A 12,491-nucleotide genomic window follows, 5' to 3' on the forward strand; every position below is an offset into this window, starting at 1 on the left:
AGCACCATGTAAAGCGAATGACTGGGCAATTGCTCCCCAAAATCACCTTTGAAGTACCCGAATTGCGGTTTGTTTGCAGAACTAAAGGACAGGGTAGTACATTTTTACACAGAAAATAGACAGTCTCCGAAATGTCCGTTAGCCCTTCGAATCATGAGAAAAAGTCTGCTAAGAGTCTAAAATGTCCGTTAGGAGTTTGAAAATATCCGACAGCGATTTTAGGAAAGAGAAACAGCTACAGCAAAACGGATCATGACGCTGCCTTTATGCGAATGAAAGAAGACCACCTGCGAAACGGTCAACTAAATCCAGGCTATAATGTCCAGGTCGGCACCGAGAATCAATTCATTATCGGCTACAGTCTGCACCAGCGACCGACCGGTACGCGCTGCCTCATTCCGCATCTTGAAAAAGTAAAATCACAGTCAGGGCTTCCGGGCACCATCATCGCCGATGCGGGCTATGGTTGCCCACAATCTGCTCAAGAAAGCAGCGGTGGACGCCAAGAGCCAAGGAGTTAAGCGAAGATAGACCGCTTTGTCCCTTGGCTTATATTAATACTCCCCTATTTTGTTGCTGAGGGTGTTCCAAAGTTTTCTTTGGGGACACCCTCCTTTTTATTTCCCATGCCTGTTCCCGCTTATCAGACAGACGCTTCCGCCAAGCCGCTGCTCACTCAGTTCTGCTTGAACAAGCCTTGCAGCTCTTGCAGGCTGAGCTCTACGGCAGGATTGAACGCCTCCGTATTCATATACTGCGTGAGGCTATAAAACAGTTGCCTGCCTTCCGGTGTCTCCAGTATTTTGCCGTAATCCAGCGCTCCCATCAGCACCCGCCCGTTCAGGACGCGGAACTCCGAGAGCAGACCCAGCTTGTGATTGCGTTCGAAGTTGTCGATGGTCTGGACGATCGGCGTAAGCTCCTGTGGAAGCTGATCCAGAATGATCGAATGAGAGTAGGTAACCGTGCTCCACCATGAATACGTGGAATGCTCCTCACTCGGGAAATGCTTCAGAGCCGGGTGCTCGTTTTGAATGAGCAGTCCCATTGTGCCCACCGGCACCGGTCTGTTCATACTCTCCGAAATGGAGCGGAACATCGGGTAACACCAGAAGTCTGTGCTATAGAGCCCTTCAATTGTTCCGGATAGTGCATCCGGTCTTGGGAGCAGCAGGATGCTTTCCCCCTTCTCAAGCAAGCTGATCATTTCCGCCGAAGGCTCCTCGAACAGATGAGCTCCCGGTGCATTCGCCAGCTCCACGCTTACCCGGTTTGGATAAATCCAGAGGTCATATTTCTTCCAGATATCCGTGCCCGGAATGGAAAGCGACAGTACTACCTTCTTCATTTCTGCTGCAGCAGGCATCACCAGTTGGATATTGCCGATTTCAACCAGATTCTCTTCCGGTGTCGCCGGCACTTCCATTTCCCCGCCAGCAACGCACTTCTGCTGCCCATCTCTTATTTCCCAGACCAGCTTGCGTCCAGCTAACGACTCAGCCCGATAATAGCTAAGCTGGACCCGCGCCCGGAAGGGCTCCCCGGCTTCGTAATTGTATTTCTCGAACCGGGCGAGCAGCACGGCATCCGAGCAGAAGGTGCGCCACTCCTCAGGAGTAACCAGGCCCTTCGAATCCATAAATGCATCAAGCACCCCGACAAGCGCCGTGCCCTGTCCCGGGAAATCCTGCAGATCGAGAATTTGGAAGCCCGCCATCCGTGAAGAACGCAGCGCCGCCTCCAGCTCTTCCTTATAACACGCGACCGATAGCTGGCCAGAGGACTCGAAGAACTTCCGAGCTAAATGCCCCATTCCCTTCGCTTCCAGCCGTTCCCGGAACACCTCAAAATTCTTCGCCTTCAGAGGCCCGGTATACTTATGAATCTCCTCAAAATTCGGGTAGACCGCATATTGTCCGATTTCGTGCGAGACCACCGGAATATGCGGAATAAGCTCGCCCTCACCGGCTGCATCCGCCTTCACGGTCCGGGCTTCGGTGCCGTACTGGATTTGAATCGTACCGTCTCCGGACGCAGACGCCGCACTCGCAGCTCCACCTGCCGTTGGCACAATTCGCCCATCATAATCCATCATCGTGCCCGGACGGTCTGTCTGCACATGCCCCAGCGGGGCGTCGCACATCGCATAAGACCCGCGGAACAGCCGGTCTCTGGAGAAGCGTACCCCGCAGAAGAAGTCCTCCTGCTCCAGAATCACCGGCACAAACTGAAAGTTATTCGATCCCTGCGTATACAAGTGACGATCATCGAATGCCTTGTAGTCTTTTAAAATCGAGTTCAAGCGTTCATGACTGCCCCACAGCTCGTTCCCCAGCGACATCATCACAAAGGACGGATGATTGCCGAAGGCTTGCAGCATCGCAAAGCCCTCGCGGATCAAATAATCCTGCTCCTCCTGATTATGCTGTTCATGGCTTTCATCTGTAATCGTCCCCCAGAACGGCAGCTCAGGCTCCATATAAATCCCCAGCAGATCCGCAGCAATAAATGCCGCCTCTGGCGGGCAGCAGGTGTGGAACCGATAGTGGTTGATCCCATAGGACTTCGATATGCCCAAAATCCGCACCCATTCCTCCACCTCTGTCGGAGCATACCCGCTCAGCGGGAAAATAAGCCCGTCATGCTTGCCCCGTAAAAAGGTCTTCCTTCCATTAATCGTGAACTTGTCTCCATCCGCCTTGAATTCACGCAGTCCGGTGGACAGCTCTTGCTCATCCAGAAGATCGCCGTTTTGATTCCTCATACGAAGAGTTAGCTTGTACAGATAAGGGTTGTCCTCACTCCACAGCAAAGCATCTTCTCCAAGCTCATAGCTTACGGACAGTTGGCTGGAGGTAATAGCATAATCCCGCCGAGCAGCCGAATGGGACTGTTCTCCGTTATAGCTCTCCGCTGCGACAGTCAGAACCGTATCCGCAAAGTTCCCCACAATCCGCGAGGTAACGGTGAAAGAACGATCCGCAAAGTTTGGATACACTTGCACCTGATCCAGAAAGGCCTCGCCGAAAAATTGCAGCTCCATCCGGCCGGTAATCCCGTTCCAGTTAGTCTGCGTATCCGGTGAGGTCAGATGACCGCCTTTCGTCGGGTAATCGGTATTATCCACGCGAATGGTCAGTGTGTGCTTGCCCGGGCTCATTACATCCGACAGATCATAAAGGTGCGGCGTATTCAGACTGTTCTGACTTCCGATCTCCTGTTTATCCACCCACACCTTGGTCACGCGAGTCCGCTCCAGGAACAAGAAACAGCTCTTGCCGCTGAGGGAGGCAGGAATCTCAACTTCACGTTCAAACCAGGCGTAGCCCTCGAAAGCGTATTCATCTGTCAAACTGCCAATCAGCGCCTCGGTATTCTTCTGTCCCTTTCCAGCGCGGGAGGTGGTGTTCGGCAGGTTGATCGTATCTTGAAAAGGGGACTGCGGCGGCTGTTGCTTCTTCTCTTTATCGAGCTCCAGTCTCCAGTCTCCGGCTAAATTGAGCTTTTCCAGCACAGCTCTCATCCTCTCGTTATTCATTGGTGGGTTCATCGTACCATAAACGCGCGTTCACTACTATATCCTAACGGTGAATGATCACTTCTGTCCATAATCGTTCCCCTTTCGCACAGGACCGCACGGAACAAAAAAACAGCCCCCGCTGAATGCGATCAGCGAATGACTGTTTCAGTTTCTTCCTGATTATAAAGCCGTGTCCCGGCTCTTTTTCTCCCCTGGCCGTCTCCGCATCCGCTGCCGGTACTCGGTCGGCTGCATGCCCATGACCTCACGGAACGCACGGGTAAAGCTCTTGTAGCTCTCATAGCCCACCATCGCAGATACCTCGATAATCTTGTGCTCGGTCTCCGCCAGCAGCTTCCGGGCCTTATCCAGACGGACATCGCGCAGATATTCCGCAAATCCCTTGCCGATGTTCTTCTTGAACAGATTCGAAAAGTAGGCGTAGTTCAGCGACACATGGTTGGAGACCATCGCCAGATCCAGCGGCTTGTGGTAATTTTCATGGATATACCGGATTGCCTCATTTAAGTCCTGGGTGTTGCGATAGCTGCACTTAAATTCATAATAGAACTGGTTCAGCCGAAGCATCTGCTGCTGCAGAGCCTGAATGTAATCCCGAATGCCCGGATAGTCGAACAAATTCCGCAGGCATTCCATGTCCAGGGCTTCTTCTCCCATATAAGGACGAATCACACGCTCATATTCCTCCAGCATTTGTACCATCGCGCGGCATAGCTGCTGGGTATAGCGAATGTGGTAACGCTGCAGCACATCCTTGTGGAATAGCCGGGAGATGCCCTCGGTCATTTTCCCGCTATTTTGCGTACCAATTAAGTGAAATAGCATATAAATCTCTTCATGGGGGAGCTCCCATTGCTGCTCCAGACCGGCAATATGTGCCGGCAGGAGGCAATGCCGGTCCGGAAACAGGTAGCTATGATGATACAGCTCCATCACCTGCTCATAGCTGTTAGGGAGCCCGGCCAGTCCCTGCTGGGGATCGGTCATGACCATAATGGCTCCCATCTGCTTCTCCTTCAGCATCGCAGGCAGTGCTTCCGTGCTGATCGAGGCATCCACGGCCAGAATCAATTGAGGCCGGTATTGAAGACAGACGCACCCGCCCTTGCCATAGATCTCATAGGCGATCGATTCCATGCTGTGGGAGCTGACAGCACCCGGTTTGTTAATCAGAAGATCCTCCCGCAGCAGGCACAGTCGATAATTGCGCCACAGCTCTGAGTGATGCTGCTCGGTCTGTTGAATCCAGGCCTCATCGGAGGCTGCTCCCTGCATGAACATGCGCAGCTCCTTGAGATCGGTCTCCCGGGCACGACGGGACAAATGCTTCATATTTTGCGAGAGCGCCTGACGGGTTCGGACCTCTTGCATGACATGCTCTACTGCTGACTGCAGGTCCTCACGCTTGACCGGCTTCAGCAGATAGCCCTTGGCACCCAAGGCGATGGCCTTCTGGGCATAGGCAAAGTCGCTATATCCGCTGATGATCAGATAATCGACGCTGATGCGCTCCTCCTTGGTTTGACCCATGAGTGTCAGACCATCCATATCCGGCATCCGAATATCGGTAATCACAAGCTGGATGCTCTGCGTCCGCAAAATCTGCAGTGCTTCAATTCCATTCGCGGCGCAGAAAATATGATCCATCTGCATAGGGAACTGATGCAGCATCGCCTGTAGTCCGTCGCGAATATTCTTTTGATCGTCCACAATCAAAATATTCATCATTCTCTACCATCCCCCCAGATTCACGTTTTCCCATGGCAAACGGATCGTGACACAGGTATAGGAGCCCTGCACGCTGTCAATCCAAAGACCGCAGTCCTTGCCATAGTGAAGCTGCAAGCGTTTATGAACATTTTCCAGCCCCAAACCGTTCTTGCTGGCAACAATCGGCGTATCCGAATCCCCCTTCAAGGCCGCTTGCAGCGCAGCCAAGGTTTCCGGATCGACACCGATCCCGTCGTCAAAAATCTCAATAAACAGCAAATGATTCTGTTCTACCCATACCGTAATCTGGATGCGCACTTTCTTCCTCTGAGGCGCCGCATGATGAATGATATTCTCGACGATCGGCTGCATGCACATTTTCGGAATCGCATACCGCAGCACCTCTTGTGGGAACTCCGCCGTCAGAGCAAAGCTGCTGCCCTCCATGAAGTTGATGAATTGAACATAGCTCTGGATATTGTCCAGCTCCTCCCGGAGCGCGACGGTATCCCCGTTCCACTTCATGCTGTAGCGAAGCAGCGCTCCGAGCGATACAACCGCATCTGCAATCGCAGCCTGCTGCTGAACCTCCGCCTTCATCCGGATCGCTTCCAGTGCGTTATACAGAAAGTGCGAGTTGATCTGCGAATGAAGCGAATGAAGCTGCGCGTTCTTGGCAATCAACTGCTTATCCACCACCTGAGTCATCAGGCCCTGAATCTCATCCAGCATCTTGTTGTAGGTCACCGCGACTTCATCAATCTCATCGCCGGTCTCATCGGCTTCTAAACCGGTGTCGATCTTCGCGTCAAGCTGCCCCTTGCGCACCTGCCTCATCGACGACAGCACGCTGTCCAATCGGCGGAACAAGCGATGGGTCATCTGCGAGACCAGCACCATCATAAGCAGCAGCACGCACAGCGTAATCGTTACGACAAGCACGTACCAGCTGCGCGGACCCTCCATCAGCGCCTGATGAGAGGCGATATCCACCACATAGGCGTCCAGCGGAGAGATATAGCGGTATACCGCGTAATAGAGGTGGTCTCCGGCTTTGACCTGGATCGGATTGTCCTGATCAAGCGGGTCCAGATACCGATGAACACTGGCAAGGATATCATCCAGATTCTCTCCGGCTGTCTGGGCGAAAGCATGCTGCGGATTATATACATAACGCGAGGGACTTGTTCCTTCCATCACCACGGAAAAGAAATCCCCCTCGGTCTCTTCCAATAAATCGCTGAAAAATGCGCGGTGCGAGGTGCGAATCTCCATGATGGTAGGCCGCTTTTGCTGCCCGCCCTGAAGCCGGACCAATCGATAGTAAGATAGCGTGTGCTCTCCATCCTGGAGCGCAAAGATCCGGTAGTCCGACCCGCCTACATCCCGAAGGGTCTCCCAATAATCCTGCGGGGAGAACCTGTCATACTGATAGATTTCCGGCCAAATCTCATGCAGATTCGGATTGTCCACATAGAAGCTTAGCTGACTGATCATCTCGTTGCTTTGAATGATATTATGCATTTGTTCATATTGATTCTGTCTGAATTTTACAAGCCCCAAGCCATCCGAGCGCATATTGGAATGGATATAGTCAATAAATGCCTTCTGTGTGAGCGCTGTGGAGGAAGCGTTTTCAATGATGTTCATTTTACTTCGCAGCTTTTCGTTGATTTTGGTCACATGGCTGCTGCCGTTCGCCATCGCATCCTTATAGAGCTGATTCTCCTGAATCCGGATGAACAGAAAGGAGACGATAATGGCAGGAACCGCGATCAGGATGCTAAAGGCCAGGAACAGCTTTTGTGTAATGCGGGAATTGCGGTAAATCTTTCTCATCTTATTCAGCAAGACCATCATCCCATTGCCTCCCTACGTTTGTAATATACCATATATTACAAACGGGCCGGCAGATATTAAGAAAAGCAGGGATGCCGGTCACCAATAAGGCGACCGGCAGCCCGGTATTGCTATCCTATTTCTTACTCAGCCATCTTCGCTTTCCGCGCATCCAGCTCAGCCTGACGGAATTCCATGACCTGCTCGAAGCCGTAGCTATCGCGACGGGCTTGGAAGTTCTCAAAAATCTTGTCAAAGGCCGCCTCATCCTTCGCGGTAATCAACTCAGGCAGCACTTCCTCCCAGTTCTGCGAAATCCGTGCGAAGGATACGGCTGCATCCGAGTCGCCCAATGGGTCAAGGCCCTTATAGATCCCGCCGTCAATGTCAGCCTGAGCATTCGCAAAGTCTTCCATTTGCTTGATCACAGGTGCTTTCTCCGGTCTCCATTGGTTCACGATAACCGGGTTGCGCATCATCCAGTACGTGTCCATAATGCCGATTTCTTTTTCCAGCTTCTCAATGTCGGTTTCCAGCAATTGCTGCATCTCCGCCTTGAGCTGCGGCTTGCCGTCAACGGTCTCCCAAGTCTCCCCTTCTTGGCCCAGGAACAAATCCTTCTGTCCTTCTTCGCTCGCCAGGTAAGTCAGGAAGCGAATTGCGCGCTCAGGGTTCTCACAGGATTTGCTGATCATCGTAACCATCCAGCCATCCATGTTGCCGGGGAACAGCTTGGCTGTATCTCCATTGCTGTTCTGCGGGCCATCTACAGCAATATAGTAGGAATCCGGATTGTCGCTGGCGGCCAGCATCGGGTTGACAGCCGTCATTCCCGTCCATTCACGAACCATCATGAAGTAACGGGCATTGTTCGTCTTCTCTTCCACTTGCGTATCGGAGTCTACAAGGAAATCTACATTAATCAGTCCGCGCTCGTAAGCGGTACGGAAGGTCTTCAACCAAGTGACGTAATCCGGGTCTGTAATACGGTCATAGACCTTGCCGTCTTTCTCATGCGGAACGGCAAGCAGGTTCTGCAAATATTCCGTCATCCCGTAAGGCACATTCCCTTGAGCGAAGAACGGACTCATCGGCTGTCCCTTGTACTCGGAATATTGATCCTTCAAGAGCTGCAGTGCGCCCAGGAAGCCCTCCGGAGTCGTCAGATCCGGACTGCCCATGTCTTCGTACAAATCCTTACGCACCAGGAAGGTCTGATTCGCTGCCGTCATGCCGGTCTCGTGCATCAGATTCGGGCTGTAGGAATCGTTCGGAATGCCATAGGTATTGCCGTTCTCTTGCTTATACCACTTGAGCGTACCGTCACCAGCTACCTTGTAGAAGTACGGATCATATTGATCGGCCAGCTCGTTCAGCGCATATACATGGTCGCCTTCCCACAGCTTTTTGACAGCGGTTTCCCAAGAGCCCATGCTAAGGATGTCCGGCAGCTTTCCCGAGGTCATCATCAGTGTAACCTGTTCATTTGCCTCACCGGACGGTACTTCAATCTTTACGTTTACACCGGTCTTCTCCGAGATATACTTGGAGTTCAAGCTCTCTCCCCAAGTGCGTCCATACCAGGAAGCGCCTACGAACCAGGTCAGATCCACCGGACTGGTATCCAGCTTCCAGGCTGGCTCATCCGGATTCAGCGTGACTGCCGGTGTATCCGTCGTCTGTGTATTGTTTGCAGGGGTGTTCGTCGATTTGGCGCTGTTATTGCTGCCGGAGCCGCATGCCGCCAGGCCCAGCATGAGGACTATAGCCATCATGATGGCCATGCTTTGCTTCAGATTTCCTTTCATTTCCTCATCATCCTTTCTTGTATCTATATAAGTTGAACTAAAGATTGTACACGGGAGGCAACGTGTGAAGTGTTCTTACGATCGCTGTTGTTCACGGATTTCTTTGACTGGACTAAGCATCATAGAGTAGAAATCCGTTCACAAAGGCGAACGCTAACGCTTCTTCAGCACACTTCACACTTATGCCCTTTCTGTGTATTTTTCTAGTTCAACTTATACAGCTTAGAATCTGGTGCATTATTTCAATCATCCGCCTGTAAAGATGGTGTTCAGCATAATCCTGCAGGCGGATGAGGCTTACCCCTTAATAGCTCCAATCATGACGCCCTTGACCAGGTAACGCTGGATGAAGGGATAGAAGGCCAGGATCGGAAGCGTAGCCACCATCATAGAGGCGAACTTGATCGAGTTGCCCGGCAGCTTGGCACCAAACTGGGCCATGGCTTGCTGCTGCATGAACGACATCGAGTTCTCTGCAATGATCTTGTACAGCATCGTCTGGAGCGGAAGCTTATCCTGCGACCGGATGTACAGGACGCCTTGATAGTAGTCGTTCCAGTGATAGACGGCTGCAAACAGGGCAATTGTGGCGATAACCGCCATACTGTTCGGCAGAACAATCCGGAAGAAAACACCGTAATCGGAAGCGCCGTCCACCTTGGCTGATTCCTCCAGCCCCTCGGGGATGGTGCGGAAGAAGCTCATAAAGATAACCATATCGAAGAAGGTATACATGGCCGGGATGATGAAAACAAGAAAGTTATCATACAGCCCCAGCTTGGTCATCAGAATAAATGTAGGAATGAGACCGCCGGAGAACAGCATCGTGATCAGCGCGATTTTCATATAAATTTTGCGGCCAATCAGGTTGGTCTTGCTCATCCCGTAGGCTACAATCGCGGTAAAGAGCACGTGCACAACCGTTCCGATCACCGTTCGGAGCGTCGTAATCAGGAACCCGTTCATCAGGTTATCGTCATCGAATACGACACGGTAGCTGTCCAGCGAGACGGCCTTCGGGTACCAGTTGACCGTTCCCAGGATGGCTTGCTCCGGTGCATTGAGCGAGTTAATAAATACGAAGTACATCGGGTAGAGCGTAACGAAGCACACCGCCAGCATAAGCAGGGTATTGCAGATATCGAATATTCCGATGCGTCTCAAGCCGCTGTATTTGCCCATTGGTATCTGCCCCCTTTCTTAGAAAATGCCCTCGCCATTTAATTTTTTGGATGAGAAGTTCGCCAGGAACAGCAGACCCAGCGCAACAATCGAACGAGCGAACAAGGCGGCTGTTGAAAAGGAGTATCGCCCGGATACCAAGCCCATGTTGTAGATATAGAGGTCGATGCTCTCCGCCATCTTCATGTTCATGTTGTTTTTCAGCATAAAAATCTGCTCGAAGTTACTGCCAAGCAATCCGCTGACGGCCAGAATGAACAAAATCGCGATGGTCGGCCGGATGCTCTGTACGGTAATGTGCCACATCCGCTGCCAGCGGTTGGCTCCATCCAGCTCCGCTGCTTCATACAATCCGGGATCAATGCCGGAGATCGCAGCTATGTAAATAATGGCGCTCCACCCCGTCTCCTTAAGCGTGTCGGAGAAGAAGGTAATCCACCAGAAGTATTTCGCATCACTGTTGAACAGAATCTCCCGATCCTGGAGTCCCAGCCCCATCATTAATTGATTGATTACCCCGCCCTCGCCAAGCCAGTTCAGCATGATGCCGCCGAAGATCGTCCAGGCAATAAAGTGCGGCAGATACGAGATCGTCTGCACCGTGCGCTTGAAACGCAGGCTGCGTATTTCGTTAAGCAACAGGGCGAATAAAATCGGAATCGGAAATCCGAGCACCAGCTTGATCGAGCTCATCCCGAGCGTGTTGCGAATAGAACGCCAAAAGCGGTCATCGGTAGCAAAGTCGTGAAAATGCTTCAGCCCCACAAAGGGCGATTCCAGCAACGGTTTTGCAATGTTATAGTCCATAAAAGCAATGATCAGCCAGATCATTGGAATATAGCAGAAGATGAACATCCAGACGATGCCCGGAATGACCATGCTTTGTAATTGCCATTGCCGCAGAAAGCTTTTGATGAGTCCATTTTTCTCTGAATTCATAGGCTGTGCCTCCTTCTCTATCATCGTAAGAAAATGCGCATAGGAAAAAAAGGCCAGGATTTTTGACCCTATCCCATTTTTTTGGATTCGTTTGACCGGGCATGTAAATCCGCTATGCTGGGAGTATGAAGAAGGGAGTGTGCATAAGGATGGATAAGCTGATCTGGCATCAGGACTATTTACATAGCAGTGCCGGCCTGGACTCATGGAATGTTCGTCTGGGCAATGATCTGCTGGATGACCAGGGCAATGCGATCTTCCCGGGCTGGGGAAACGGGGAACAGCAATTTTATACGGGGAATCCCGGAAATTTGTATCTGAATGAAGAGGGCTTGAATTTGTGTGCAAGACGTGAAGCCGTCGAGACGGTGGATGGGCGTAAATTCGCCTATACCTCTGCCCGCATCGATACTCGGGATATCTTCTCCTTCTGCTATGGGAAGCTGGTCGTGCGTGCCAGGCTCCCGATCGGACAAGGCATGTGGCCGGCGATCTGGCTGCTGCCGCAAGACAAGAAATACGGCAACTGGCCGGCCTCCGGGGAGATCGATATGATCGAGGCCAAAGGCCGGCTGCCGCAGCAGGTATTCGGAACGCTTCATTATGGATCGGATTGGGACCATAAGGTTACGGACGAGTTCTCCCATCAGCTGGAGTCTGGCACAATTCAGGAATTTCATGATTATACGCTGGAATGGAGTGAAGAATCGATTCGCTGGCTGGCAGACGGGCACTGCTTTGCAGAGCGCCGCATGGAGCCGGGCGTCACGCCGTTCGACGTGCCGTTCTATCTTCTGCTTAATCTGGCTGTAGGCGGCTTTTACGACCCTGTTCCGGTGGATGAGGAAGCACTGCCTGCCGTGATGACGATCTCCGGGATTTGGGTGTATCAATAATCTGGGTGCACCAATAGTAAGGGAATGTACAAGAGGGTGTTCTGAAATCATCGAAGCAGATGATCAGGGACACCCTCTTGTATTGAGCTGCACCGTGCGATGCGGGGAGGTGCGGCAAGTGCGTGCGGGAATTAGTGCTGATAAGCACTAAAATTGCGAGGCGCGGGGCCTTTGCGACGGATTTTAGTGCACAATGGCACTAAATTTCCGAGCGCAGAGCTCTTGCGACGATTTTAGTGCACAATGGCACTAAAATTGCCAACCGCGGAGCTCTTGCGACGGATTTTAGTGCACAATGGCACTAAAATTGCCAACCGCGGAGCTCTTGCGACGATTTTAGTGCACAATGGCACTAAAATTGCCAGGCGCGGAGCTCTTGCGACGATTTTAGTGCACAATGGCACTAAAATTGCCAACCGCAGAGCTCTTGCGACGATTTTAGTGCACAATTGGACCTCTGTCAAGATAGTGGACACATATTAAGTGAAAGGTTATGCTTCCCTTTTCTTTGTTTTCTTCTCAAAGCTTGCAGCAAATCGAACCGGTGACAAATAGCCGATTGCGCTGTGGATTCGT

7 protein-coding genes and 1 pseudogene are annotated in these 12,491 nt (G+C 51.8%); 2 read left to right on the forward strand and 6 right to left on the reverse strand.

Features of this window, described 5'->3' with window-relative positions:
• Positions 1 to 212: 212 nt before the first annotated feature.
• A pseudogene (locus KI362_RS24970) lies at positions 213 to 467 on the forward strand (IS1182 family transposase); the annotation flags it as partial.
• A gap of 209 nt (positions 468 to 676) precedes the next feature.
• On the opposite strand, the gene KI362_RS24975 reads toward KI362_RS24970, so the two are convergent.
• The 6 genes from KI362_RS24975 to KI362_RS25000 all read right to left on the reverse strand — a co-directional run bounded on the left by KI362_RS24975 (position 677) and on the right by KI362_RS25000 (position 11,019).
• Positions 677 to 3,538 carry a sugar-binding domain-containing protein gene (locus tag KI362_RS24975; RefSeq protein ID WP_301630957.1) on the reverse strand — a complete coding sequence of 954 codons (2,862 nt, stop codon included), beginning with the start codon at positions 3,536 to 3,538 and terminating at the stop codon, positions 677 to 679.
• 162 nt (positions 3,539 to 3,700) lie between these two features.
• Entirely contained in the window at positions 3,701 to 5,269 is a 1,569-nt protein-coding gene (locus KI362_RS24980) for a response regulator (protein ID WP_301630958.1), read from the reverse strand.
• A 3-nt stretch (positions 5,270 to 5,272) separates the two neighbouring features.
• Positions 5,273 to 7,111, reverse strand: coding sequence for a sensor histidine kinase (locus tag KI362_RS24985; protein WP_301630959.1), 1,839 nt, complete (start codon positions 7,109 to 7,111; stop codon positions 5,273 to 5,275).
• A 122-nt stretch (positions 7,112 to 7,233) separates the two neighbouring features.
• The gene (locus KI362_RS24990; RefSeq protein ID WP_301630960.1) at positions 7,234 to 8,898 is read right to left on the reverse strand and encodes an extracellular solute-binding protein; all 1,665 of its coding nucleotides are present in this window, start codon (positions 8,896 to 8,898) and stop codon (positions 7,234 to 7,236) included.
• Positions 8,899 to 9,195: 297 nt separating this feature from the next.
• Positions 9,196 to 10,080, reverse strand: coding sequence for a carbohydrate ABC transporter permease (locus KI362_RS24995; protein ID WP_301630961.1), 885 nt, complete (start codon positions 10,078 to 10,080; stop codon positions 9,196 to 9,198).
• 18 nt (positions 10,081 to 10,098) lie between these two features.
• The gene (locus KI362_RS25000) at positions 10,099 to 11,019 is read right to left on the reverse strand and encodes an ABC transporter permease (RefSeq protein ID WP_301630962.1); all 921 of its coding nucleotides are present in this window, start codon (positions 11,017 to 11,019) and stop codon (positions 10,099 to 10,101) included.
• 149 nt (positions 11,020 to 11,168) lie between these two features.
• On the opposite strand from KI362_RS25000, the gene KI362_RS25005 reads away from it, so the two are divergent.
• Entirely contained in the window at positions 11,169 to 11,915 is a 747-nt protein-coding gene (locus KI362_RS25005) for a glycoside hydrolase family 16 protein (protein WP_301630963.1), read from the forward strand.
• Positions 11,916 to 12,491: the final 576 nt, after the last annotated feature.

It is taken from the genome of Paenibacillus apis, from assembly GCF_018333295.1.
GTDB lineage: Bacteria > Bacillota > Bacilli > Paenibacillales > Paenibacillaceae > Fontibacillus > Fontibacillus antibioticophila.